Origin of the sequence: Bradyrhizobium sp. 138 (assembly GCF_023074075.1) — a bacterium.
GTDB lineage: Bacteria > Pseudomonadota > Alphaproteobacteria > Rhizobiales > Xanthobacteraceae > Bradyrhizobium.
In genome coordinates this window covers 74,784-98,597 of the sequence record NZ_JADPKT010000016.1, presented here as the reverse complement: position 1 = coordinate 98,597, position 23,814 = coordinate 74,784, and the positions used below count along the sequence as shown (strand labels likewise).

General features: G+C 64.5%; 30 protein-coding genes. 21 read left to right on the top strand and 9 right to left on the bottom strand.

From position 1 onward, the window contains the following. Window positions 1–12: 12 nt before the first annotated feature. Window positions 13–930 carry a branched-chain amino acid ABC transporter permease LivH gene (locus IVA79_RS09325; protein WP_247552146.1) on the bottom strand — a complete coding sequence of 306 codons (918 nt, stop codon included), beginning with the start codon at window positions 928–930 and terminating at the stop codon, window positions 13–15. Between the two features lie 276 nt (window positions 931–1,206). Here IVA79_RS09325 and IVA79_RS09320 point away from each other — a divergent pair, with 276 nt between their 5' ends. Both IVA79_RS09320 and IVA79_RS09315 read left to right on the top strand, forming a co-directional pair. Continuing rightward, on the top strand, window positions 1,207–1,389 hold the full coding sequence (locus IVA79_RS09320) for a hypothetical protein (protein ID WP_018316535.1): 183 nt from the start codon (window positions 1,207–1,209) through the stop codon (window positions 1,387–1,389). Window positions 1,390–1,574: 185 nt separating this feature from the next. Continuing rightward, on the top strand, window positions 1,575–2,114 hold the full coding sequence (locus IVA79_RS09315) for a hypothetical protein (RefSeq protein WP_247552142.1): 540 nt from the start codon (window positions 1,575–1,577) through the stop codon (window positions 2,112–2,114). Here the strand turns inward: IVA79_RS09315 and IVA79_RS09310 are convergent. From IVA79_RS09310 to IVA79_RS09300, 3 genes are all read right to left on the bottom strand, one after another. After that, entirely contained in the window at window positions 2,076–2,468 is a 393-nt protein-coding gene (locus IVA79_RS09310; RefSeq protein ID WP_028142897.1) for a carboxymuconolactone decarboxylase family protein, read from the bottom strand. The two genes, IVA79_RS09315 and IVA79_RS09310, sit on opposite strands and share 39 nt — an antisense overlap. 108 nt (window positions 2,469–2,576) lie before the next feature. After that, on the bottom strand, window positions 2,577–3,359 hold the full coding sequence (pcaD, locus tag IVA79_RS09305) for a 3-oxoadipate enol-lactonase (protein WP_247552139.1): 783 nt from the start codon (window positions 3,357–3,359) through the stop codon (window positions 2,577–2,579). A 27-nt stretch (window positions 3,360–3,386) separates the two neighbouring features. Then, complete coding sequence (locus tag IVA79_RS09300) at window positions 3,387–4,742, bottom strand: 3-carboxy-cis,cis-muconate cycloisomerase (RefSeq protein ID WP_247552136.1); 1,356 nt, start codon at window positions 4,740–4,742, stop codon at window positions 3,387–3,389. Window positions 4,743–4,913: 171 nt separating this feature from the next. On the opposite strand from IVA79_RS09300, the gene IVA79_RS09295 reads away from it, so the two are divergent. The 10 genes from IVA79_RS09295 to IVA79_RS09250 all read left to right on the top strand — a co-directional run bounded on the left by IVA79_RS09295 (window position 4,914) and on the right by IVA79_RS09250 (window position 12,775). Then, window positions 4,914–5,360, top strand: coding sequence for a carbon monoxide dehydrogenase subunit G (locus IVA79_RS09295; protein WP_247552132.1), 447 nt, complete (start codon window positions 4,914–4,916; stop codon window positions 5,358–5,360). A gap of 134 nt (window positions 5,361–5,494) precedes the next feature. Continuing rightward, a complete protein-coding gene (locus tag IVA79_RS09290) occupies window positions 5,495–5,980 on the top strand; it encodes a (2Fe-2S)-binding protein (protein ID WP_247552129.1) in 486 nt (161 codons plus the stop codon). Between the two features lie 27 nt (window positions 5,981–6,007). Then, entirely contained in the window at window positions 6,008–6,814 is an 807-nt protein-coding gene (locus tag IVA79_RS09285; protein ID WP_247552127.1) for a xanthine dehydrogenase family protein subunit M, read from the top strand. Between the two features lie 61 nt (window positions 6,815–6,875). Further along, the gene (locus tag IVA79_RS09280; RefSeq protein WP_247552125.1) at window positions 6,876–7,799 is read left to right on the top strand and encodes a MoxR family ATPase; all 924 of its coding nucleotides are present in this window, start codon (window positions 6,876–6,878) and stop codon (window positions 7,797–7,799) included. Window positions 7,800–7,862: 63 nt separating this feature from the next. After that, window positions 7,863–9,065, top strand: coding sequence for a VWA domain-containing protein (locus IVA79_RS09275; RefSeq protein ID WP_247552123.1), 1,203 nt, complete (start codon window positions 7,863–7,865; stop codon window positions 9,063–9,065). A gap of 10 nt (window positions 9,066–9,075) precedes the next feature. Continuing rightward, window positions 9,076–9,399, top strand: coding sequence for an XdhC family protein (locus IVA79_RS09270; RefSeq protein WP_148751517.1), 324 nt, complete (start codon window positions 9,076–9,078; stop codon window positions 9,397–9,399). Between the two features lie 2 nt (window positions 9,400–9,401). Then, window positions 9,402–10,103, top strand: a complete 702-nt coding sequence (locus IVA79_RS09265) for an XdhC family protein (protein ID WP_247552121.1) — start codon at window positions 9,402–9,404, stop codon at window positions 10,101–10,103. Beyond that, complete coding sequence (locus IVA79_RS09260) at window positions 10,100–11,704, top strand: molybdopterin-binding/glycosyltransferase family 2 protein (RefSeq protein WP_247552118.1); 1,605 nt, start codon at window positions 10,100–10,102, stop codon at window positions 11,702–11,704. Before IVA79_RS09265 ends, IVA79_RS09260 begins: the two co-directional genes overlap by 4 nt. A 204-nt stretch (window positions 11,705–11,908) precedes the next feature. Then, window positions 11,909–12,298 (top strand): DUF4189 domain-containing protein, encoded by a 390-nt coding sequence (locus IVA79_RS09255; protein ID WP_247552115.1) that lies wholly within the window; start codon window positions 11,909–11,911, stop codon window positions 12,296–12,298. Window positions 12,299–12,364: 66 nt separating this feature from the next. Next, a complete protein-coding gene (locus IVA79_RS09250) occupies window positions 12,365–12,775 on the top strand; it encodes a DUF2000 family protein (RefSeq protein WP_247552114.1) in 411 nt (136 codons plus the stop codon). A gap of 187 nt (window positions 12,776–12,962) precedes the next feature. Here IVA79_RS09250 and IVA79_RS09245 read toward each other — a convergent pair whose 3' ends face one another. Genes IVA79_RS09245 through IVA79_RS09235 form a run of 3 tightly spaced genes read right to left on the bottom strand, consistent with a single transcriptional unit; the run spans window position 12,963 to window position 14,183 of the window. Beyond that, a complete protein-coding gene (locus IVA79_RS09245) occupies window positions 12,963–13,376 on the bottom strand; it encodes a GFA family protein (protein ID WP_247552111.1) in 414 nt (137 codons plus the stop codon). Window positions 13,377–13,389: 13 nt separating this feature from the next. After that, window positions 13,390–13,851 carry an SRPBCC domain-containing protein gene (locus IVA79_RS09240; RefSeq protein ID WP_247552109.1) on the bottom strand — a complete coding sequence of 154 codons (462 nt, stop codon included), beginning with the start codon at window positions 13,849–13,851 and terminating at the stop codon, window positions 13,390–13,392. Then, window positions 13,848–14,183 carry a metalloregulator ArsR/SmtB family transcription factor gene (locus tag IVA79_RS09235; protein WP_247552106.1) on the bottom strand — a complete coding sequence of 112 codons (336 nt, stop codon included), beginning with the start codon at window positions 14,181–14,183 and terminating at the stop codon, window positions 13,848–13,850. The genes IVA79_RS09240 and IVA79_RS09235 overlap by 4 nt, the downstream gene beginning before the upstream one ends. 109 nt (window positions 14,184–14,292) lie before the next feature. On the opposite strand from IVA79_RS09235, the gene IVA79_RS09230 reads away from it, so the two are divergent. The 6 genes from IVA79_RS09230 (at window position 14,293) to IVA79_RS09205 (ending at window position 20,257) form a co-directional block, all read left to right on the top strand. Beyond that, complete coding sequence (locus IVA79_RS09230) at window positions 14,293–14,979, top strand: TetR/AcrR family transcriptional regulator (RefSeq protein WP_247552104.1); 687 nt, start codon at window positions 14,293–14,295, stop codon at window positions 14,977–14,979. Next, window positions 14,976–15,764 carry an efflux RND transporter periplasmic adaptor subunit gene (locus IVA79_RS09225; protein WP_247552102.1) on the top strand — a complete coding sequence of 263 codons (789 nt, stop codon included), beginning with the start codon at window positions 14,976–14,978 and terminating at the stop codon, window positions 15,762–15,764. The genes IVA79_RS09230 and IVA79_RS09225 overlap by 4 nt, the downstream gene beginning before the upstream one ends. After that, on the top strand, window positions 15,761–16,693 hold the full coding sequence (locus IVA79_RS09220; protein WP_247552100.1) for an ABC transporter ATP-binding protein: 933 nt from the start codon (window positions 15,761–15,763) through the stop codon (window positions 16,691–16,693). Before IVA79_RS09225 ends, IVA79_RS09220 begins: the two co-directional genes overlap by 4 nt. Next, complete coding sequence (locus IVA79_RS09215) at window positions 16,690–17,853, top strand: ABC transporter permease (protein ID WP_247552097.1); 1,164 nt, start codon at window positions 16,690–16,692, stop codon at window positions 17,851–17,853. Before IVA79_RS09220 ends, IVA79_RS09215 begins: the two co-directional genes overlap by 4 nt. 29 nt (window positions 17,854–17,882) lie before the next feature. Then, complete coding sequence (locus IVA79_RS09210) at window positions 17,883–19,190, top strand: adenylate/guanylate cyclase domain-containing protein (protein ID WP_247552095.1); 1,308 nt, start codon at window positions 17,883–17,885, stop codon at window positions 19,188–19,190. A gap of 152 nt (window positions 19,191–19,342) precedes the next feature. Beyond that, a complete protein-coding gene (locus tag IVA79_RS09205; protein WP_247552093.1) occupies window positions 19,343–20,257 on the top strand; it encodes a PhzF family phenazine biosynthesis protein in 915 nt (304 codons plus the stop codon). Between the two features lie 58 nt (window positions 20,258–20,315). Here the strand turns inward: IVA79_RS09205 and IVA79_RS09200 are convergent, their stop codons facing one another. Next, window positions 20,316–20,777: a DUF488 domain-containing protein gene (locus tag IVA79_RS09200; RefSeq protein WP_247552091.1), complete on the bottom strand. Its 462-nt coding sequence runs from the start codon at window positions 20,775–20,777 to the stop codon at window positions 20,316–20,318. An 8-nt stretch (window positions 20,778–20,785) separates the two neighbouring features. Then, window positions 20,786–21,622, bottom strand: a complete 837-nt coding sequence (locus IVA79_RS09195) for a DUF72 domain-containing protein (protein WP_247552089.1) — start codon at window positions 21,620–21,622, stop codon at window positions 20,786–20,788. Between the two features lie 103 nt (window positions 21,623–21,725). Here IVA79_RS09195 and IVA79_RS09190 point away from each other — a divergent pair, with 103 nt between their 5' ends. The 3 genes from IVA79_RS09190 to IVA79_RS09180 all read left to right on the top strand — a co-directional run bounded on the left by IVA79_RS09190 (window position 21,726) and on the right by IVA79_RS09180 (window position 23,808). Next, window positions 21,726–22,106 (top strand): hypothetical protein, encoded by a 381-nt coding sequence (locus IVA79_RS09190; protein ID WP_247552086.1) that lies wholly within the window; start codon window positions 21,726–21,728, stop codon window positions 22,104–22,106. A gap of 122 nt (window positions 22,107–22,228) precedes the next feature. Continuing rightward, entirely contained in the window at window positions 22,229–22,432 is a 204-nt protein-coding gene (locus IVA79_RS09185) for a hypothetical protein (RefSeq protein WP_247552083.1), read from the top strand. A gap of 242 nt (window positions 22,433–22,674) precedes the next feature. Next, window positions 22,675–23,808, top strand: a complete 1,134-nt coding sequence (locus IVA79_RS09180; protein WP_247552081.1) for a glycosyltransferase family 2 protein — start codon at window positions 22,675–22,677, stop codon at window positions 23,806–23,808. Window positions 23,809–23,814: the final 6 nt, after the last annotated feature.

The window sequence follows — 23,814 nt, the reverse complement described above, 5'->3', positions numbered from 1 at the left end:
CACGCGCGACCGTCAGACTTTTTCGACTTCGGGACGACCGAGCAGGCCGGTCGGCATGAAGATCAGCACGACGATCAGGATCGAGAACGCCGCGACGTCCTTGTATTCGACCGAGAAATAAGCCGACCAGAACGTTTCGATCAGGCCGATCGCGAGGCCACCGAGCATGGCGCCGGGCAGCGAGCCGATGCCGCCGAGCACGGCGGCGGTGAACGCCTTGATGCCGGCGACGAAGCCCATGAAGAAATCGACCAGGCCATAATAGAGCAGGTACATCAGGCCTGCGACCGCAGCGAGCGCGGCGCCGATGACGAAGGTCATGGAGATGGTGCGGTCGACGTCGACGCCGAGTAGCGCCGCCATGGTCTGGTCCTGCTCGCAGGCGCGCATGTCGCGTCCGAGCCGGGTGCGCGACACCAGCCAGGTGAAGATCGCCAGCAGCACGATGGTGGTGACGACCACCATGATCTGGATGTTGGAGAGCTGGATCACGAAGCCGTCGGTGCTCTCATGCAGGGTGTAGCCACCGGTGATGAAGGGGGGGATCGGCTTGACGCGCGCGCCTTGCGCCACCTGCGAATAGTTGGTCAGCACGAAGGACATGCCGATAGCCGACAGCATCGGGGCGAGGCGAAAGGAATGGCGCAGCGGCCGGTAGGCAATGCGCTCGATGGTCCAGCCATAGAGCGCCGTGATCGCCATCGAGACCAGCAGCACGACCAGCAGGATCAGCGGGATCGCCGTCAGCCCGAGCGAAATCAGGATCAGGAAGGTGATCAGGGCGATGAAGCCGCCGATCATGAAGACATCGCCATGGGCGAAATTGATCATGCCGACGATGCCGTAGACCATCGTGTAGCCGATGGCGATCAGGCCGTAGATCGAGCCCAGGACGAGACCGTTGATGAGCTGCTGGGTGAAATAGTCCATGGGCTGCCGTACCAAACCTGACGCGGGCTCAAGAGGAGCTCTGAGGAGAGTGGGTTGGAGTGTGGTTTTCTTGGGCCCCGGCAGCCCCTAAGCATTCTTGCCGTTTTGTAACAGGAGGGAACTGGCGGCTGCAACAGGTCACGCTACGGCAGAAGGTCTTGTACAGAGGTCTTTAGCGCCGGGTTCCGCAACTGCGAGGAACCGGGTTCCGGGGGCAACCAAAGGGGATGCCGGCCGTTATCTCGCCTCTGAACGTTCAACAAGGGAGTTCCTCGAATGACGAAGCAGCAGAACCAGAATCCGGGTCAGCAGAGTCAGAACCCCGGCCAGCAGCGCCCCGGTCAACAGCCGGGCCAGCAGCAGGGCGGTGGTCAGAAACCCGGACAGCAGCAGCAGAACGATCCGATGCGCCAGGGCGATCGCCCCGGCCAGCAGCAGGGTGGTCAGCAGGACAAGTAGTCTGGGAGCCCAAAAGTAAGAGGGTGAACAGGGTCCCGCCGCGAGGCGGGGCCCTTCCTTTTGGGCTCACCCGGGCAGTTAAGGTAAACAAAGGGTTTAAATTGCCGCCACAGTCTGATGCGAGTTAGCTCCCCTAAAGCCGCGGCCTCCGTCGAAGGCCTTCGGCAAATCAAGTGGGATGCGGCATGTTCAGGAATTGGCGGATCGGTTCGGTCAACGGCGCGCTGCTGGCGGCCTATTTCATCCCGGCCTGGGCCCTTGTCGCCTTCAACATCATTGTCGCGCCGGTGCACGGCCTCTACGAGCGGCCGAGCGTCGCGGTTGCGCTGTACCTGAGCGACCATCTCAATATGGCGGGGATGGACACCGTACGCGCCGCCTGGCTGCTGGCGCTGGGCCGGCTGACGGTGGCGGCGTTCTTTGCCATCTATCTCGTGCTGCTGTGCATCCCCCGCATTCGTAAGGGCGGCGGCAGCGACGAAGCGCTCGGTATTGCGCTGGCGATCGGCAGCCTGATCTCGTTTGCCAGCATGGTGATGGCTTCGAAGGTCGGCGAGATGGCCGCGCTCCGGCTGCACGCCACCGAGCTGCTGCTCTTGCTCGGTGCTGCCATCGTGGTGGTGATCGAACGGCCCGATGCTGCGCCGAAGATCGTCGAGAATGTCGCGCCGCCAAATCTTCAGCCGCTAGGTCTTGAGCAGGCCGAGCTCCTGCACAATCGCTGAGGCTTCCTTCACGGCGTGGTTCGCGGCCGGCACGCCGCAATAGATGGCCTGCTGCAGCAGGATTTCCTTGATGTCGTCGGGCGTGAAGCCGCCCTCGGCGAGTGCCGCGCGCACGTGCAGACGGAATTCGTCCCATTGCCCGAGCGCGACCATGGTGCCGATCACCAGCACGCGCCGTGTGCGCTCGTCGAAATGCGGCCGCGTCCAGATCTCGCCCCATGCGTAGCGCGTGATCATGTCCTGGAAATCGGTGTTGAAGGCGTTGCGGTTCGCAATCGACTTGTCGACCCAGGCATTGCCCAGCACCTTGCGGCGAACGTTCATGCCGGCATCGCGGCGCTTCTGGTCGTCCATTCTATCCTCCTCTCCGTCATTGCGAGGAGCGTAGCGACGAAGCAATCCAGTCTGTCACCGCAGAGGGATTTCTGGATCGCTTCGCTACGCTCGCAATGACGGCTGTGATTAGCGCTGCGTCAAAAATCCCACCACCGCATCCGTGAACGCGTGTGACTGCTCGACGTTGGAAATGTGCGCGGCGTCGATGATGGTCATGCTGGCGCCGGGAATATTTGAGCGGATTAGCTCGGCCGCCGAGATCGGCGTCGCCATGTCGTGGCGGCCGGCGATCACCAGCGTCGGACTCTTGATCTTGGGAAGCAGTTCGCGCTGGTCGAGGGTCGACAGCGCCTCGCAGCAGGCGAGATAGCCATCGACCGGGGTGGCCAGCAGCATCGACTTCATCCTGGCGGTGATCTCAGGCTCGCGCTCGCGAAAATCCTGCGTCAGCCAGCCCGCGATCACGGCATCGGCGACCGCGGCGATGCCGCCCTTCTTCACCGCGTCGATGCGCTCCAGCCATCTAGTCGGCTCGGCATAGTAGCACGAGGTATTGGCAAGGATGAGCTTGCCGAAGCGCTCCGGCGCGTTGGCGCCCAGCCATTGCCCGACCATGCCGCCCATCGACAGGCCGCACCAATGCACCTTCTCGATGTTGAGGTCGTCGAGGATCGCGAGCACGTCGCGGCCGAAGCGCTCCATCGTGTAGGGGCCGGGCGGGACATTGGACTTGCCGTGGCCGCGGCGGTCGTAGCGGATGACGCGGAACAGCTGCGTCAGCGCCTTCATCTGCGGCTCCCACATCTGAAGCGTGCAGCCGAGTGAATTGGAGAGCATCAAGGTCGGTCCGCCGTCGCGGCCCTCGACGGAGACGTTGATCAGGCAACCGTCGGCATCGATCATGGGCATGCGGCGTCTCCGTCGTATTTGCGGTTCTTACTCGCGGTCGAGGCTGTCGAGCAGCCGGTCGATCAGGGCTTGGGAAGCCCCTTGATAGGCCATCGGCTCGAACAATGCCGCAATTTTTTCCGGAGAAAGGTGCGCAGTGACCTGCGAATCGGCCGACAGCACCTCGCGCAGATGTTTCTTCTCGGCGACTGCGCGCTTGCTGGCGGCCTCGATGAGATGATGCGCATCGCTCTTGCCGATCTCTTCGGCCAGCGCAAAGGTGATCGCCTCAGCCATGATCAGCCCCTGCGTCGCATCGAGATTGCTGCGCATGCGCGCGGCATCGACGTCCAGGCCCTCGGCGATGTCGACGATCGCGGCCAGCGCGCCCGAAGTGACCAGCATCAATTGCGGCAGCGTCGGCCATTCCGCGTGCCAGGGGCCGGCGCTGCGCTCGTGGTCCTGCACTTGAGCCGCGAATATCGTCGCGGCAAGCTGCGGCGCCATCGTGGCGGCGCCGAGCGCGCTTGCGGCGGCGACCGGGTTGCGCTTATGCGGCATGGTCGAGGAGCCGCCGCGGCCTTCGCCGGCAGGCTCGAACGCTTCGGCGACGTCGGTCTGCATCATCAGCGAGACGTCGCGCGCGATCTTGCCGCAGCTTCCGGCCAGAATAGCGAGACAGGACGCGGCCTCCGCGATCCGGTCGCGATGGGTGTGCCAGGGCGCTTCCGGCAACGGCAGGTTCAGCTCGTGCCCGAGCCGTTCGGCAACCGCGAGCCCCTTGTCGCCGAGGGCGGCGAGCGTCCCGGCCGCGCCGCCGAATTGCAGCGCGAGGCCCTCGCGGCGGAGCCGCCGCAGGCGGCAGCGCGCGCGGGCGAGGCTTGACGCATATTCGGCGGCCTTCAGGCCGAACGGCATCGGCAGTGCGTGCTGGAGCCAGGTCCGCGCCACCATCGCGGTGTTGCGATGGTTGCGCGCCAGGGCGGCAAAGCCCTTGATGGCGCGGCTGAGGTCGGCGTCCAGCGCATCGATGCCGGCGCGAAGCGTGAGCATGATCGCCGTGTCGATGACGTCCTGGCTGGTTGCGCCCCAATGCACGTAGCGCGCGGCCTCTGTGTCGGCCTTGCCGACATTGGCGGTCAGCGCCTTGACCAGGGGAATCGCGAGATTGCCCGATCGCGTCGCGGCCTCCGCCAGCGCGGACATGTCGAAGCAATCGGCCTTGCACGCGGCCTCGATCGGGCCCACGGCAGATGCCGGAATCACATCAATGGCGGCCTCGGCGCGTGCCAGGGCTGCCTCGAAATCAAGCATGTTTTGCAGGGTCGACCGGTCGTCGCAGACGGCGCGCATGGCGGCGCTCGACAGCATCGGTGCGAGCAGGGGGGAGAGGGATGTGCTCATATTGCACGCGACCTAATCATCATGGCCGGGCTGTGCCAATCCCCAACCGCCCGCACACGTCTTTTTGCAGTTGCGAATATGCATTGCACGTGACCGGGCACTGGCCTTTCCTTTGCCGCGTCCCTGCGTTACTTGATCAGCGCTAGAGCTACGCGATTTGGGAGGCACCTCATGGCCATGACGATGACCGGCGAAGTCCAGCTTGCGGCGCCGCGCGAGGCCGTGTGGGACAAGCTCAATGATCCCGAGGTGCTAAAGGCCTGCATCCCAGGCTGCGAGGAGCTGGAGAAGACCGACGACGGCGGCTTTCGCGCAACGGCGAAAATGAAGGTCGGCCCGGTGTCCGCGCGCTTCAAGGGCAAGGTCACACTGTCCGATCTCGACCCGCCGAACGGCTACAAGATCTCCGGTGAGGGCGAGGGCGGGGTCGCCGGCTTCGCCAAGGGTGGCGCGGCGGTCAAGCTTGCGGAGAAGGATGGCGGCACGCTGCTCTCCTACGACGTCGAGGCGCAGATCGGCGGCAAGTTGGCGCAGCTCGGCCAGCGCCTCATCAACGGCGCCGCCAAGAAACTTGCCGACGAGTTTTTCGCGAACTTCGCCAAGGCGGTACAGGGCTGAAGGTCATCGCCTTCGGCATGGCGGCTTGCGTCCCGGGCGATGTTGCCCCGGGGCATAATGGCCCATATGATGGGTTGGAATAATTATAAGAACCGCTTCGACGGGACCCGTCGGGGTGCTGATAGAGAGTGCTTATGGCAAAAATCTCCCTCATCGTGAACGGCAATCCAGTCACGGCCAATGTCGATCCCCGCACGCTTCTGGTGCAGTTCCTGCGCGAGAATCTGCACCTGACCGGCACCCATGTCGGCTGCGACACCTCGCAGTGCGGCGCCTGTGTCGTGCATCTCGACGGCAAGGCCGTGAAGTCCTGCACCACGCTTGCGGTGATGGCTGATGGCCACGAGATCAAGACGATCGAGGGGCTGGCCGCTGACGGCGCGCCGCTGCATCCGATGCAGGAAGCCTTCCGCGAGCACCATGGCCTGCAATGCGGCTTCTGCACGCCGGGCATGATTATGACCGCGATCGACATCGTGCACCGCAAGGGCCACGAGCTCGACGACCATACGATCCGGGAAGAACTAGAAGGCAATCTCTGCCGCTGCACCGGCTACCAGAACATCGTCGCCTCGATCTCCGCCGGCGCCAAGGCGATGGCGAAATCCGATCTCGCGTAACGCGCATCCCGCGATCAGGACATTCAGATGTACGAATTCAAATATCATCGCCCCGGGACCGTTCGGCAGGCTGCCAACCTCCTGGTGAAGAACGAAGACGCCAAGGTGATCGCCGGCGGCCACACGCTGATTCCCGTCATGAAGCAGCGCCTCGCCAGCCCCCCGCATCTGGTCGACCTCTCCCATATCGAGGGGCTCAACACGATCGAGATGAAGGGCCGCTCGCTGGTGATCGGCGCCACCGCCAGGCACGCCGAGGTCGCCACCTCTGGGATCGTCGGCGAGGCGATCCCGGCGCTCGCCAATCTTGCCGGCGGAATCGGCGACCCCGCCGTGCGCCACAAGGGCACGATCGGCGGCTCGCTCGCCAACAACGACCCGACCGCAGACTATCCCGCTGCCGTGCTTGCGCTGGGCGCGACCATCGTCACCAACAAGCGGCGCCTCAAGGCCGAAGAGTATTTCCAGGGCCTGTTCACGACGGCGCTGGAAGCCGACGAGATCATCACCAAGGTGATGTTCCCGCTGCCGAAGAAGGCCGCCTACATCAAATTCCGCAACCAGGCCTCGCGCTATGCGCTGGTTGGCGTGTTCGTGGCACGGCGTCCGTCGGACGTGCGGGTTGCCGTGACCGGTGCCGGCTCCGAAGGCGTGTTCCGTGTCAGCGCATTCGAGGAGGCGCTCAAGAAGCGCTTCTCCGCGAAGGCACTTGACGGCATCAACGTGCCGGCCGAAGGCCTCAACAGCGACATCCACGGCAGCGCCGAATACCGCGCGCATCTCATCGGCGTGCTGACGCGCCGCGCCGTCGATGCCGCCAACGCCAAGGAATAAGCGGGCCACCGAGTGCTCCGAATACTTGCCCGTATGAGGGCGTAACCGAGACTGGCCTTTCATGACTTCAGCGGCCAATACTTCCGGTGCCATGCCGGCATCGGTCGATGCGATGCTCGATCTCCTGACATCGCGCGGCTATCTCGCGGAGCGGTCGCTGGCGACGGTGACTTATCTGTCGCTGCGCATGGGCCGGCCACTGTTCCTGGAAGGCGAAGCCGGCGTCGGCAAGACCGAGATCGCAAAGGTGCTTTCGGCGGCGCTGGGGCGGAAGCTGATCCGCCTGCAATGCTACGAAGGGCTCGACGTCTCCTCGGCGGTCTACGAGTGGAATAGCGCCGCGCAGATGATCGCGATCCGGATGGCGGAAGCCGCCGGTGATACCGATCGCGACCAGCTCTCGAGCGATATCTTCGCCGACCGCTACATGATCAAGCGGCCGCTGCTGCAGGCGCTGGAGCCTGATGTTGCGGGACCACCGGTGCTGCTGATCGACGAGCTCGACCGAGCCGACGAGGCGTTCGAGGCTTACCTGCTCGAAATCCTCAGCGACTTCCAGGTGACGATCCCCGAGTTCGGCACCGTCAAGGCCCCACACCCGCCGATCGTCATCATCACCTCCAACCGCACCCGTGAGATCCACGACGCGCTGAAGCGGCGCTGTCTCTATCACTGGGTCGATTATCCCGCCGCCGAGCGCGAGCTCGCGATCGTCAAGTCGCGCGTGCCCGGCATCTCCGCAAAGCTGTCGCAGCAGGTCGTGCGCTTCGTCCAGGCACTGCGCAACCAGGATTTCTACAAGTCGCCGGGTGTCGCCGAGACCATCGACTGGGCGACCGCTTTGTCCGAGCTCGATGCTCGCTCGCTGACCCCGCAAGTGGTCGGTGACACGCTGGGCGCGCTGCTCAAGTACCAGGACGACATCACCCGGATGCAGGGCGATACCTTGCAGAAGGTGCTGAAGGACGCGACGAGCGAGAATTGATCTCGCGTCATTCCGGGCTCGCGCCAAGAGGCGCCCCGGAATGACGGGGAGCGAGGATAGACCATGGCCATCAACCACCTTGCCCCCGAACAAACCGAGCAGTTCGCCGACAACATCGTCGGCTTCGCCCGCGCGCTGCGTTCGGCGGGCATGCCGGTCGGGCCGGGTGCCGTCATCGATGCCATGAGCGCGCTGCAGGTGATCGACATCGGCAACCGTGCCGACGTCTTCACCACGCTGGAGGCGATCTTCGTCAAGCGCCACGAGCATGCGCTGATCTTCAAGCAGGCCTTCAACCTGTTCTTCCGCGCCTCCGAGGAGTGGAAGCACATGCTGGATTCGGTGCCGCTGCCGGACGAGGCCAGGAAGAAGCCGCAGGCCGGCGCCCGCCGCGTGCAGGAGGCGATGTCGCAGCCGCGCATGACGGAGACGCCGCAGCATCAGGAGCAGGATCTGCGCCTGTCGGTCTCCGACAAGGAAATCCTTCAGAAAAAGGATTTTGCGCAGATGAGCGCGGCGGAGATCTCGGAAGCCCTGCGCGCCATCGAGAAGATGCACCTGCCGCAGGCCGAGCTCCTGACGCGCAGGCACCGGCCCGATCCGCGCGGGCTTCGTCTCGATCTGCGCCAGACGCTGCGCGCATCGTTGCGCACCGGCGGCGATATCATCGACATCCATCGGCTCGGACGGATCGAGAAGCCGGCACCGATCGTGGCGTTGCTCGATATTTCGGGCTCGATGAGCGAGTACACCCGCCTGTTCCTGCATTTCCTCCATGCCATCGGCGATGCGCGCAAGCGCGTCTCCGTGTTCCTGTTCGGCACCCGTCTCACCAACGTCACCCGCGCGCTGCGCCAGCGCGATCCCGATGAGGCGCTGGCGAGCTGCTCGGCCTCCGTCGAGGACTGGGCCGGCGGCACGCGGATCTCGGCATCACTGCACAACTTCAACAAATTGTGGGCGCGGCGCGTGCTGAGCCAGGGCGCCATCGTGCTCCTGATCTCCGATGGGCTGGAGCGGGAGGCCGATTCCAAGCTGGCCTTCGAGATGGACCGGCTGCACCGTTCCTGCCGGCGGCTGATCTGGCTCAATCCGCTGCTGCGGTTCGGCGGCTTCGAGGCCAAGGCGCAAGGCATCAAAATGATGCTCCCGCACGTTGACGAATTCCGTCCGGTACATAATTTGAGTTCGATCCAGGAGCTGATCACCACGCTCTCCCGGCCGCTGCCGCCGCATCACCGCAGCCTGATCCGCTCCGCAGCTTGAGAGGCACGCCATGCTCGATCGCGACGAGGATATTCTGAAGGCGGCTGAGGACTGGCAGAAGGCCGGCCGTGGTGTCGCGCTTGCCACGGTCGTGGAAACCTGGGGCTCGGCGCCGCGCCCGGCCGGCTCGAGCCTCGTCATCAACGACGAGGGCACGTTCTTGGGCTCGGTCTCCGGCGGCTGTGTCGAGGGCGCCGTGGTCACCGAGGCCATGGATGTGATCGAGAGCGGCAAGCCCAGGATGCTGGAGTTCGGCGTCGCCGACGAGACCGCCTGGAATGTCGGGCTGTCCTGCGGCGGCACCATCCGCGTCTTCGTCGAGAAGGTCGGTTAGCCGTGAAGCTCGAGATTCTGCACGAACTCAACGCCGAGCGCGCCGCGCGCCGACCGGTGATTCTGGTGACGGACACCGAGAGCGGTGAGCAGCGCCTCGTGAAGGCGATGGATTTTGCCAAGGATCCCCTGCGCGCCGAGCTGGACAAACAGCTGCGCATGGGCAAGAGCGCCAGTGTCGAAGCCGGCGGCAAGAAGCTGTTCCTCAACGTCTACGCACCGACCGCAAAGCTCGTCATCGTCGGCGCGGTCCATATCAGCCAGGCCTTGGCGCCGCTGGCGCGCTCGCTCGGCTACGACGTCACCGTGGTCGATCCGCGCACGGCATTTGCGAGCCCCGAGCGCTTCCCCGATATACCGCTGGTGGCCGAATGGCCGGACACCGCGCTGCCGCCGCTCAATGTCGATGCCTACACGGCCTTCGTCGCAGTGACGCACGATCCTAAGATCGACGATCCCGCGTTGTTGCACGCCTTCGAGCGCAACTGCTTCTATATCGGCGCGCTCGGCTCGCGGAAGACGCACGCCAAGCGCGGCGACCGGCTGCGGGCGCAGGGTGCCAAGGAGAGCGACATCGCGCGCATCCACGCGCCCATCGGGCTTGCGATCGGTGCGGTCTCTCCGTCCGAGATCGCGGTGGCGATCATGGCTGAGATCACGGCTGTGCTCCGCCTGCCTCCCAAAGAAAAAGAAGAAGCGGCATGAAGTTCGGCCCGGCGAGACCTGAGGATGCGATCGGCGGGGTGACCGTCCACACCCTGCGCCAGGGACCGCTGGTGCTGAAGAAGGGCACGACGATCGGCCTCGCCGAGGTCGAGCAGCTCACGCGCGCCGGCATCAAGGACATCGTCGTGGTGCGCATGGAGGAGGGCGACGTCTCCGAGGACGTTGCGGCCGCCAGCATCGCGCTTGCCGTCGGTGGCGAAGGCATCCATGTCGAGCGCGCCTTCACCGGCCGCGCCAATCTGTTCGCCGCGCGTCCGGGCGTGCTGGTGATCGACCGCGCCGCGGTCGACCGCATCAACAATATCGACGAGGCCATCACCTTTGCGACGCTCTCCGCCTACAAGCCGGTGGTCGAGGGCGAGATGGTCGGCACCGTCAAGATCATCCCATTCGGCGTCGAAGGCAGCTTACGCGACGCCGCGGTGACGGCCGCCGGCAGGGACGTGCTCAAAATCGCACCCTACGTCATCAAGCGCGTCGGCGTCGTCTCGACGCTGCTGCCGGGGCTGTCGTCCAAGGTGATCGACAAGACGCTGCGCGTCACCGCCGAGCGGCTTGCGCCGGCCGGCGCCAGCATCATCGCCGAGCGGCGTGTTCCTCATGAGGAGCAGGCGCTGTCGGCGGCGATCAAGGAATTGCTCGCGTTAGGGGCCGAGCTCGTCATCGTGTTCGGGGCGTCTGCGATTGCCGATCGCCGCGACGTGATCCCGGCAGCCGTCACCGGCATCGGCGGCGAGATCGAGCATTTCGGCATGCCGGTTGATCCCGGCAATCTGCTGCTGATTGCCCGTGCCGGCAATGTGCCGGTGCTGGGAGCCCCGGGCTGCGCGCGCTCGCCGGTCGAGAACGGTTTTGACTGGGTGCTGATGCGGCTCCTCGCCGGCATCAAGGTGACGCGCGCCGAGCTGATGGGCCTGGGCGTCGGCGGCCTCCTGATGGAGATCGTCACGCGGCCCCAGCCGCGCGCAAAACCCGAGACCGAAGGCAATAGAGAGGTCGCCGCCATCGTGCTGGCAGCGGGACGCTCGACCCGGATGGGCGGGCCGAACAAGCTGCTGGCCGAGCTCGATGGCAAGAAGCTGGTGCGCCTCGCCGCCGAGCAGGCGCTGGCCTCGAAGGCGTCCGAGGTGATCGTCGTCACCGGCCATCAGGCCGAGCTGGTTGAGCAGGCCCTGCAAGGCCTGACGGTGAAGTTCGTCCGCAATCCCGATTTTGCCGGCGGCATCGCAAGCTCGGTCAAATCAGGCATCGCCGCCGTGCCGGAGGCCTGCGACGGTGCCCTGGTCTGTCTCGGCGACATGCCGCTGATCGATGCCGGGCTGATCGACCGCCTCATCGACGGCTTTGCGCCGGACCGCGGCAACCTCATCGTCGTCCCCGTCAGCGAAGGCCGCCGCGGCAATCCCGTGCTGTGGTCGCGCCGCTTCTTCAACGAGTTGATGACGCTCGACGGTGATATCGGCGCGCGTCACTTGATCGCCAAGCACACCGAGGCTGTGGCCGAGGTGCCCGTGGACGGTGACAGCGCCTTCCTCGACATCGACACGCCGCAGGCGCTGGAAGCGGCAAGGCGGGGATGAAGGCGCCGTAGCTGCGTAGGGTGGATTAGCCGAAGGCGTAATCCACCGCTGTGTTTCTCCGCGGAAACAAAAGAGGTGGATTACGCTTCGCTAATCCACCCTACGGCACCTCCCGTTGGGCTCAATTTCAACCACCCGTTCACCATCTGGAAACGACCGGCGCTTACAGTCGCCTCCACCTGCCTTGGGGGGAGGGGTTTTTCCATGGCTTCGAATATCGTCGCGCGCCGTTGCGCGATGTTTTGCTTTGTCTTGTCAGTTGCCGTCACGGGCGCTCGCTACATCACCGAAGCCCACGCCGCCGGTGCCATCGCGGTCGGCAAATGCGGCGCCTATGGCCAGGCTTTTGACTACGTCGCCGAGCATGAGGCGCGTGCCGCGGCACAAAAGCAATGCAAGGGCGATTGCACGACGGTGACGATGAAGCGCGCCTGCGCGGCCATGTCGGTCGATCTCGCCAATCCCTGCGGTGCCTATGGCTATGCCGTCAAGCCGAAGATCTCGGCTTCCCTCAATGCCGCCACGCGCGAATGCTACAAATACGGTGGCAAGGAATGCGTGATCCGCGCCTGGGCCTGCGACGCGAAAGGCTAATTCCTCTTGCTGTCAGTCCGCGGCGATGCGTAGCATCTCCTTCAGGAATGACATTCGAGGAATTGCATGCAGTTCGACACCAAGATCGCGGTGGTGATCCGCACCGATCTTCAGGCCTGGCAGAAGCTCAACGTCGCCTCCTTCCTCACCAGCGGCATCGCCGCGGCCTTTCCCGAATGCATCGGCGAAGCCTATGAGGACGCCTCAGGCACGACATATCATGCGCTGATCGGCCAGCCGATCCTGATCTATGGCGCCGACGGTCCGGCGTTGTCGCGCGCGCTGGACCGTGCGCTGGCGCGCAACGTCAAGCCGGCGGTCTATACCGAGGACATGTTCAGCACCACGCACGATGCCGCCAATCGCGCGGCGGTGAGGGCGGTGCCGCGCAACGATCTCAATCTCGTCGGCATCGCCATGCGCGCCGAGCGCAAATTGATCGACAAGGTCATCGACGGGCTGAAGTTTCACAGCTGAGGAGGAAGTGGGCGAGCCGCCGCCCGTGCGGCTTGCTCCACCTGTCCCGCTTGCGGGAGAAGTCGGCACGTAGCGCCGGGTGAGGGCTTTCTCCTCTTGGGGATGGTCCCGCTGCGGAGCCACCCTCGCCCAACCCTCTCCCGCAGGCGGGAGAGGGAGCGCATCTCGCGGGTGGCTGCCAGTCGCCTCACCCCGTCGGCATGCCTTCGAATTTCACCAGGCCGGGATCGAGACGATCCCAGTCATGACCGCGCGCGGCGAAAGTGACCGCCTGCGGCTTGTAGCGGGCGGGCTCGTCGAGGCTCGCAGCGCGGATGGTGAAGACGTCGGGCTGCGCTTTGAAGGTCATGTACACAGGTACGCCGCATTGTGTGCAAAAGCCGCGCGTCTTCACATTGCCGCTGTCGGCGACCATGTCCCAATGCTTCGCCTCGCCGGTGAGGGTGACGCCGGCACGCGCGAACGTCGCGTAGGAGCCATGCGCACTGCCGCTTTCGCGTTGGCAGTCCCGGCACTGGCAGTGATTGCTGAACAGGGGCTCGCCGACGATCGAATAGCGGATCGCGCCGCAGGCGCAGCCGCCGGTATAGGGCTTATCCATTTGCGATATCTCCTCACTGCTCGCCGCTGATCTCGTCGAGCTGTCTGACGACCTTCTTCCAGCCGCCGCTCATCACGCTGTAGGCCGACTCGTTCCTGGGCAGGACGAAGCCCGCATGGACCAGGCGGATTCGCGTGCCGGCTTCGACCGGGGTGAGGGACCAGGTCACGACCGTGTCGAGCGGCGCGCCGTAACCGGTGTTGCGCTCGTCGCCACCCTTCCAGGCGTAGACGAGGCGGCTGAAAGCCACGACCTCCAGAACCCGGCAATGAATCACGCCATCCCAGGAACCGCCCGGTGTGGTCTGGAACGTGAAGGCCTTGCCTTCGACGGCCTCGAAGCCGGTCGGCTTCATCAGCCAGCGCGCGATCAACTGGGCGCTGGTCAGCGCCTTCCAGATTGTCTCCGGCGCATGAGGAAGCACCTCGTCAAGGACGATGTCCTTTGTCTCGATGTTCAAAGCAGCGGCATTCACGGATCGATCTCCTTCAAGAGGTCACGCAGATTCTGGAAGCGCTCGCGCCAGAACACGCCGTAATGGTCCATCCAGGTGACCAGGGGCTCGAGACCTTGCGGCGCGGCGCGGTAGTAGACGTTGCGGCCCTCTGCACGTTCGGCGACGAGGCCGGCCTGCTTGAGGGATTTTAAGTGCTGCGAGATCGCGCCCTGGGTCACGCCGCTGCCGCGGGTGAGCTCGGCGACGCTGATCTCCTTGCTCTCGAAGACGCGCTCGAACACGGCGCGCCGGGTGGGGTCTGCGAGGGCGCGCATCACGGTGGTGATGGGATTTGGGGCGGCGTCGATCATGTCATTCGATTAGCCAATGCTAATGCATTAGTCAAGGCTAATTTATTCGGGTCTGTGTGAACGCTACGGTCGCCTTGACGATGACTGACTAGTCAGTCATATTATTTGCATGCCGAGAAGACCGACCAAACTCATCAAGCCGTCCGCAGAGAGCGAGGCGGATGCGTCCGCAGCCCGCGGAGAGGCGCCTGCCTCGAACCGCGCCACGCGGGCGGCGGAGCGGCGAGCGGCGATCGTGGAAGCAGCGATGGAGGAGTTCATCGCGCGCGGCTTTGCCGCGACGCGGCTCGACGACATTGCCAAACGCGCCGGCGTGGCCAAGGGGACGATTTATCTGCACTTCAAGGACAAGGAATCGATGTTCGAGGAGCTGGTGCGCATCGTGATCGTGCCGGTCGTGGCGCGGTTGACCGCGCTGCCGCCGCCGACGGGCTCGGTGCGCGATCTCGTCGAGACCTTTGCCAGCAATTTTTTAAGAGAGGTCATCGGCACCAGGCGCGGCGATCTGGTGCGCCTGATCGTGGCGGAGGGGCCGCGCTTTCCAGCCGTCGCCGACTTCTACTACCGCGAGGTCGTCTCGCGCGGCATCGCCGCCATGCGCGGGCTGATCGAGCTCGGCATCGCCCGCGGCGAGATCCGCCAGAAGGACCTCGCGCGCTATCCGCAGATCCTGGTTGCGCCGGCGATGATCGCGGTGATCTGGCAGAGCCTGTTTGCGCGGCATGCGCCGCTCGACGCGCAGGAGATGCTGCGCGTCCATCTCGATCTGATTTTTGGCGAACGGAGGACGACATGAGGTCGTCGCAAGCAATTCTTGGATTGGCATTGGTCGTCGCGCTCGCAATTGGCCTTGCCGGCTGCAACGAGAAGCGCGATCCCGGCTTCCAGGGCTGGGTCGAGGCCGACATGATCTTCGTCAGCCCCGACGAAGCCGGCCGGGTGACGAAGCTCAATGTCCGCGAAGGCGAGGAGGTCAAGGTCGGCGATCACCTCTATTCCGTCGACGACGATCTCCAGCTTGCCGATCTCAACCAGAACAAGGCGACGCTCGCCAACGCACAGCAGACCTATGACCGGGCAGCCTCGCTGAACAAGACCGGCTCGGGCACGCAGGCCAATCTCGATTCCGCCGTGTCATCCTTGCGCGTCGCGGAGGCGCGGGTGGCGACGTCGGAGACGCGGATGGCGCGGCGCAAGGGCTTTGCGCCTGTTGCCGGCACCATTCAGCAAATCTATTTCCGCGAGGGCGAGATGGTGGCGGCGCAGCGGCCGGTGCTGTCGATCATGCCGCCCGGCAACATGAAGCTGCGCTTTTTCGTGCCGGAGGCCGCGCTGCCGAAGCTCGCGATCGGCGATACGGTGCGCATCTCTTGCGACAATTGCGCGGCCGACCTCACCGCAAAGATCTATTTCATCGCGACCGCGGCGGAATACACCCCGCCCGTCATCTACAGCCTCGATGAGCGCAACAAGCTGGTTTATCTGATCCAGGCACGGCCATCTCGCCCTGATGCCTTGCGGGTCGGACAGCCGATCGACGTCTATCTCAATCCCAAAACCCCGGTGGCGGACAAGCGATGAACGGCGGCAACGGCATCGCGATCGACGTCAAGGGCCTGACCAAGTCGTTCGGGGGCCGCGAGGTCGTGCACGATCTGTCGATGCAGGTGAAGCGCGGCTCGATCTATGGCTTCCTCGGGCCGAACGGCTCGGGCAAGACCACGACGATCCGCATCCTCTGCGGGCTGCTCACGCCGGACAGCGGCGAGGGCACCTGCCTCGGCTACGACATCCGCCGCGATGCCGAGAAGATCAAGCGCCAGGTCGGCTACATGACCCAGCGCTTCAGCCTGTACCAGGATCTCTCGGTGCGCGAGAACCTCGAATTCGTGGCGCGGCTCTATGGCCTCACCGACGCGCGAGGTGCCGCGCGCGACATGATCAAGCGGCTCGGACTCTCCGGGCGCGAGGAGCAGCTTGCGGGCGAGCTCTCCGGCGGTTGGAAACAGCGGTTGGCGCTCGGCGCCTGCACGCTGCCCAATCCGCAATTGCTGCTGCTGGACGAGCCGACCGCCGGCGTCGATCCCAAGGCGCGGCGCGATTTCTGGAACGAAATCCACGCGCTCGCCGCCGAGGGCCTCACCGTGCTGGTCTCGACTCATTACATGGACGAAGCCGAACGCTGCCACGAGATCGCCTACATCGCCTACGGCCATCTGCTGACGCACGGTACGGTGGAGGAGGTGATCGCGAAATCCGCGCTGACGACCTACACCGTGACGGGCGAGGACCTCAACGGCCTCGCGGCCGAGCTGACCGGTAAGCCGGGGATCGACATGGTGGCGCCGTTCGGCACTTCGCTGCACGTTTCCGGCCGCGATGTCGCGGCACTCGAAGCCAGCATCGGGCCGTGGCGTGAGAAAAGTGGCCTGCATTGGCAGAAGTCGTCGCCATCGCTGGAGGACGTGTTCATCGAGCTGATGGGGCGCTCCAAGGACAATTTCCAATGAGTGCAGTGGATCATCCCGCACCACGCCGCGAAATCCGGGAACGCTTCGGCTTCCTGCGGCGCTCTTATGCGATGCTGGTCAAGGAGTTCATCCAGCTCAGGCGCGATCGCGTGTCCTTTGCGATGATCATCATGCTGCCGGTGATGCAGCTCATGCTGTTCGGCTATGCCATCAATACCACGCCGCATCGTCTGCCAAGCGCGGTGCTGCTCCAGGAGGACTCCGATCTCGCCCGCTCGATTTTGAAAGCTCTCGAGAACACCGCCTATTTCCGTTTCCTCTACGAGGTGCACGATGTCGATGATTTCGACAACCTCTTGAAGTCCGGCAAGGTGCTGTTCGGCGTCGAGATCCCGCGCGGCTTCGAGCGTGCGGTGCGGCGCGGCGACAGGCCCGCGCTGCTGGTGGCGGCCGATGCGACCGATCCGGTGGCGGCGAGCGCGGCGATCGGTTCCCTCGGCATGGTCGTGCAGACCGCGCTCAAGCACGATCTCTACATCGGCGATCCCCCGGAGATGCCGTTCGAGATCCGCGCCCATGCCCGCTACAATCCGGCAGCTAGCTCCAGCCTCAACATCGTGCCGGGCCTCGTTGGCACCATCCTCACCATGACCATGCTGATCTTCACCGCGCTGTCGGTGACGCGGGAGGTCGAGCGCGGCACCATGGAGAGCCTGCTGTCGATGCCGATCAGGCCGGTCGAGGTGATGTTCGGCAAGATCGTACCCTACGTCCTGGTCGGCTTCGTGCAGGCGTTCCTCATCATTAGCATCGGCGTCGGCCTGTTCGGCGTGCCCCTGATCGGAAATCTGTTCCTGTTGGCGCTGCTCTCGACGCTGTTCATCACCACCAATCTGGCGATCGGCTACACCATCTCGACCCTGGTGCAGAACCAGCTCCAGGCCATGCAGATGTCGATGATGTTCTTTTTGCCGAGCATTCTGCTGTCCGGCTTCATGTTCCCGTTCGCGGGCATGCCGGCCTGGGCGCAATATCTCGGCGAAGGCCTGCCGCTGACGCATTATCTGCGCATCGTCCGCGCCATCATGCTCAAGGGCGCAACCATGCAGAATTTGCGCTTCGACACGCTGGCGCTGGTAGCCCTGATGCTGCTCGCCATGACCATCGCCGTGACGCGCTTCCGCCGCACGCTGGATTGAGGCACAATGACCCCGGATTCGAGGGGCAAATGGTCAGGTTTGCGAGCAGGAAGACGCGGCAGCATGCCGTGCTATCGGAAGATTTCGAACGGGAGCTGACCAGAGAAGTGCTGCGCACCGAGCTGCTCAGGGTGCGGGCGCTGATCATGACGGGCTGCGTCATGATGATGTTCCTCACCGCGATCTATCTGATCGATCCCGCTGTCGTGAACCGGGTCTGGCGCGGAACGGAAGGGCTCGTCGAGGTCTACGGCCTTCTCGCTGGCTTCATCTTGTTCGAGGTCTGGGTCCACACCCAGATCAGGAAGAACCTCCGGCTCGACCGCGATCTGCCGGTGATCAGGCGCTATATCGGCACGCTGATCGAGACCTCGCTGCCCACGGTGATCCTGATCCTGCAAACCCGGACCATGGGCGCAAGTCAGGCACTCGGCTTCGCCGTGCCGCTGATGTACTTCATCTTCGTCATCCTCTCGACTTTGCGGCTCGACTTCTGGCTCTCTGCATTTACAGGTTTCGTGGCCGCAGCCGGGCTTCTGTCCGTCGCGCTGCTCTACAATGCGGCTGACGAGGCCGGCGAGCCCCTGATCTATTTCCATGCCGTGCGCAGCATCGTCATCCTGATCTGTGGCGTGCTGGCGGGCGCCGTCGGCGCTCAGCTGCGCCGCCAGTTTGCCGCGAGCATTGCGGCGGCGACAGCGCGCGACAGGGTGACGAACCTGTTCGGACAGCACGTCTCTCCACAGGTGGTGGAGCGGCTGATGGCAGCGGGAACCAGCGCGGGCGGTGACGTCCGCCGCGTCGCGGTGATGTTCGTCGATTTCCGCGGCTTCACCGCCGGTGCGCAATCACGTACCCCGCAGGAGGTGGTCGATCGACTCGACGGCGCCTTTGCGGTGCTGGTCGACGTCCTCGACAAGCACGGCGGCATCGTGAACAAGTTTCTCGGCGACGGCTTCCTCGCGCTGTTCGGCGCGCCGCTGGAGGCCTCCGACGCGGCGCAGCGCGCAGTCGCCGCGGGCCGCGAGATGCTGAGCGCGATGGACCGCATCAATGCGCAGACGAGCTGGCCGCTTCGCATCGGCATCGGTATCCATTTCGGCGAGGTCGTCGCCGGCAATATCGGCTCGCCCCGGCGCAAGGAGTACACGGTCATCGGTGACACCGTGAACTTCGCCTCGCGGCTGGAAGCGCTGAACAAGGAGTTCGGCTCGCAGCTCCTGATTTCGTCGACCGTGCGCGAGGCGCTGGGTGAAGCTGGCAGCGATGCCGTTGCGCTCGGTGAGGTCGAGGTGCGCGGTTATGAGCGGCCGGTGGCGGTGTTTCAGCTGGGTTAGCTTGCGCCCCACGTTGTTGCGCGCAGGTCTCTTGCATCATCCGCGATTGCTCCGATTGCTCCGAATTTTGGGGCATGACGGGCCGCATCACCGGCCTGTAAACTGCCGGCGATGCGGCCCGTTGCGGCCGCCACTTGCATGGGGAAATCACGATGCAGCGCCGCTACATCACCGTCGACGTGTTCACCGACCGCGCCTTCGGCGGCAACCAACTCGCCGTGGTGCTCGACGCCGGCGGTCTGTCGACCGCGCAGATGCAGGCAATCGCGACCGAGTTCAACTACTCCGAGACCACCTTCGTGCTGCCGCCGCGCGACAAGGCCAATGATGCGGAGGTGCGCATCTTCACGCCGGTGCAGGAGATTGCCTTTGCGGGCCATCCCAATGTCGGCACCGCCTTCGTGCTCGCCTCGATGGCGAAGGAGCCGAAACCGCGTCTGTTTTTCGAGGAGAAGGCCGGGCTCGTGCCGGTCGACATCGTGAGAGAGCAGGGCCGGGTGATCAGAACCGAGCTCACCGCGCCGCAGCCGCTGGAGCGGCTCTCGCGGTTGTCAGCTGCCGAAGCCGCGAGCTGCATCTCTCTCGTTGCAGACGACATCAAGACAGACAATCACGGGCCGCAGATCGTCACCGTCGGAAACGCGTTTCTGGTGATGGAGCTGCATTCGCGTGAGGCGCTGAAGCGCGCCCGGCCAGATGCGGCAGCCTATGGCAAGGTATTGCCGCGCGATGGCGCCCGCTCGGTGTGGTTCTACACGCGCGACGTGCCCGCGGCGGAGGCACCTTGCGACCGTCAGGCGCGGATGTTCATGCGTGGCGCCAGCGGTCTCGTCGAGGACCCGGCCACCGGCAGCGCGACGGTCGCCGCGGCCGCGCTGTTCGCCGATCTCGATCCCGCCCGTGACGGCGAGCTCAAGCTCACCGTCGGCCAGGGCTTTGACATGGGCCGGCCGAGCATCCTCTCGACGCGCGTGCGCAAGCAGGACGGCAAGATCGTCTCCGCCCATGTCGGCGGACAGTGCGTGCAGATGATGGAGGGGACGTTCCGGCTGGAGGGGGAGGGGTAAATCTTCGGTCATCATGCCCGGGCTTGACTGGACAAGCCCGGCCATGACGAGAGGCCGATCAGACCTGCCGTCCCGCCAAATTCTTCACCGCCACGCCATCGCGCTCCTCGATGATCTCCGCGATCATCTGGCGGTGGCAATGGGTGTGGTCGCGCTCGTAGCAGAGCAGGCAGACGGGGCCGGCCTTCTTCACCAGCGCCGAGAGCTCGTCCATCTCTTCTTTCGCCTGCGGCGTCTTCAGGTGCTTCGAATAGATCTTCTCCAGCACGTCGTACTGGCCGCTGCGCGCGGCGAGGCGGCCCTCCTTCGGCGTGCCGAGCGCGGCGAGGTGGACATAGGCGATGCCGCGCTCGTCGAGCCCGGCGGACAGCTGCTTCTTGGAAAAGCCCGGACGCCGCGACGACGTCACCGCGCGCACGTCGACCACGAGCTTGACGCCGGCATCTTCCAACTCGTCCAGCACGGCCTTGGGCGGCGTCTGCTCATAACCGATGGTGAAGAGCTTTTTCGCCTTTGCCATGGAACACCTCAGCTCACCCGCGCGATCAGTTCCATGGCGCCGTGAGGGGCGCGCACCTTGCCTTCGTGGATGACGTAGGCGAACACGTCGCGCGGCTCCTTCTTCGGCTTGGCTTTGTCAACTTTCGGCAGGTCATCCGGTTCACCGCCCGAGGCCCAGGCCTGAAAGCGCTCGGCCCAGGCGTCTAACTGCTTCGGCGGGTAGCAGGTCTTGATCTCATCGTTGCCCTTCTGAAGCCGGGCATAGACGAAATCGCCGGCGACGTCGGCGATGGCAGGGTATTTGCCGTGCTCGGCGAACACCACAGGCGTCTCGAACTCGCGGATCAGCGCCACGAAGTCCGGCGTGCAAAAGCTGTCGTGGCGCACCTCGACGACATGGCGCAGCGCGCGGCCTTCGAGCTTGCGGGGCAACAGTTCGAGGAACTTGCCGAAATCGGCGCCGTCGAACTTTTTCGTCGGCGCGAACTGCCAGAGCACCGGTCCGAGATGGTCGCCGAGCTCCAGCACGCCGGAATCATAAAACCGTTTGATGGAATCGCCGGCCTCGGCGAGCACGCGGCGGTTGGTGGCGAAGCGCGGTCCCTTCACCGAGAACACGAAGCCGTCGGGCACCTCGCTTGCCCATTTGCGAAAGCTCTCCGGCTTCTGGGAGCCGTAATAGGTGCCGTTGATCTCGATCGAGGTCAGCTTCGAGGCTGCGTAAGACAGCTCCTTCGCTTGTGTGAGTTTCTCCGGATAGAACACACCGCGCCAGGGCTCGAAGGTCCAGCCGCCGATGCCGATGAAGATGTTGCCGGATTTTTTGGACGCGGTTTTTGCTTTGGCCACGGGAGGAGCTCGCATCGACGGGGAAGGAAGGCTTCATCCTAGTCAAACGAGATGTGATTGGCCAGTTCTCGCGTCGAGTCTAAGCTCGGCAGCGCGATCTGCGAAAAAGGAGAACAAGATGCGGAGGCCAATGCTGGGAGTGGCGCTCGTCATGATGACATCTGCTGCCATGATATCTCCAGCCATGTCGGATGATGACGATACCAAAGGCGCGCAGAAGCTCGCCCAGCAGGGCCGCGACGATTACTGGCATTGCCTGGCGCGGGAATATTCGCGCGACAGTAATCAGGGAATGACGGAACAGGATTTTGGCCGCTCGGTCGCGGGCGCCTGTCCGTCGGAGCGGCAATATTACCGGGTGGTGCTGCTCGATTATCTCACCACGCAATATCCGAACATTGATGCCGGCGCCCATCTCGCGACCGCGAACAGGGCGGTGGAGTCTGCGCAGAAGGACATCGTGACGGCCTTCGTCAAGCACAGGCCGCCGGCGAAGTAGGGGCGAATAGCGAATAGGGCAGGAGGGCCGCTCCCATTCGCTACTCCCCATTCGCTTTCGCCCCTTCGGCCGCGCGCTCATCCATGGTATCAGTGGCGCATCTGGAGCAGGGGTGGACTTGCATGTCGTCTGAGTCGATGGGAGGCATTTTGGGCGCGATCGTCGCCGCCGTCGTGCTTGCGGTCGCCGTCGTGTTCGGGCCGATCGGCCAATATGGCAAGCCGCCCAAGCCGGCGAAAGTCGAGCCGGCCCCGACTGCGGCCCCCGCAGCCCCTGCCGCACCCGTGCCGCGCGGCCCGATCATCCGGGAAGTGCCCAACCAATAGGGGTAGAAAATCCTGGTTTTCGCCCCTTGCGGAGCGATCTTGTCGTTCCCATCTAGGTTCTAACGGCGACGTTGAGCGAAAACTCCGGCGCTGGGACGACCTTGGAATAGCTTGGGCTTGCGCCGGATGTACGCGCGGCCCGCCGTTCCGGGGTCGTTGGCATTTTAGGGCCCCTTTTTGGGTCATTTCCCGCAGACCTCCCGGCTTGGCAGCGCAGGACGCGGCGGATATACGCTGCCGTCATGAATGAACTGATCAGACCGGGCTCCGACAATCCGCCGCAGGCTCAAGAGGGGCCGGAACTGTCGGTCATCGTCCCGACCTTCAACGAGCGCGACAATGTCACGGTATTGTACCGGCGGCTGGAGGCGACGCTCGCCAATGTCGCGTGGGAGGTCGTGTTCGTCGACGACAATTCGCCCGACGGCACCTGGGACGTCGTGCGCACGCTGGCGCAGCAGGACAGCCGCGTGCGTTGTGTCCGCCGCATCGGCCGTCGCGGCCTGTCGGGCGCCTGTATCGAGGGCATCCTGGCCTCAAGTGCGCCGTTTGTCGCCGTGATCGATGCCGACCTCCAGCACGACGAGACTCAACTGCCGAAGATGCTCTTGCTGCTCGCAAGCGATCAGACCGACCTCGTGGTCGGCAGCCGCTATATCGAGGGTTACAAGAGCGAGGGCTTCAACAAGCAGCGCGCCGGCGCCAGCGCGCTCGCAACCGAGTTCGCACGGAAGATGCTGCGGGTCGAGATCGCCGATCCCATGAGCGGCTTCTTCATGATGCGCCGCGATCGCTTCGAGCAGCTCGCGCCAAAGCTGTCGGTGCATGGCTTCAAGATCCTGCTCGACGTCGTCGCGACCGCGCATGGCAGCTTGCGGGCGGTCGAGATTCCCTACACGTTCGGCGCCCGCCAGCATGGCGAAAGCAAGCTCGATTCCATGGTCGCGCTCGACTTCCTCGGTCTTGTGCTCGCGAAGCTGAGCAACGATATCGTCTCGCTGCGCTTCATCCTGTTCGCGATGGTCGGCGGCATCGGCCTCGTGGTGCACTTGACCACGCTGTTCATCGGGCTTCAGCTGTTCAAGGCGCCGTTCGCGGAGGCGCAGGCCGCCGGCGCCATCGTCGCCATGACCAGCAACTTCATCCTCAACAATTTCCTGACCTATCGCGACCAGCGGCTGAAGGGCTTTGCGTTGCTGCGCGGCCTGATCGCCTTCTACATCGTATGCAGCGTCGGCCTGCTCGCCAATGTCGGCGTCGCATTCTCGGTCTATGACCAGGAGCCGATCTGGTGGCTGGCCGGCATGGCCGGGGCGCTGATGGGCGTGGTGTGGAACTACGCGATGTCAGGCCTGTTCGTCTGGCGCAAGAAATAGCGCGAT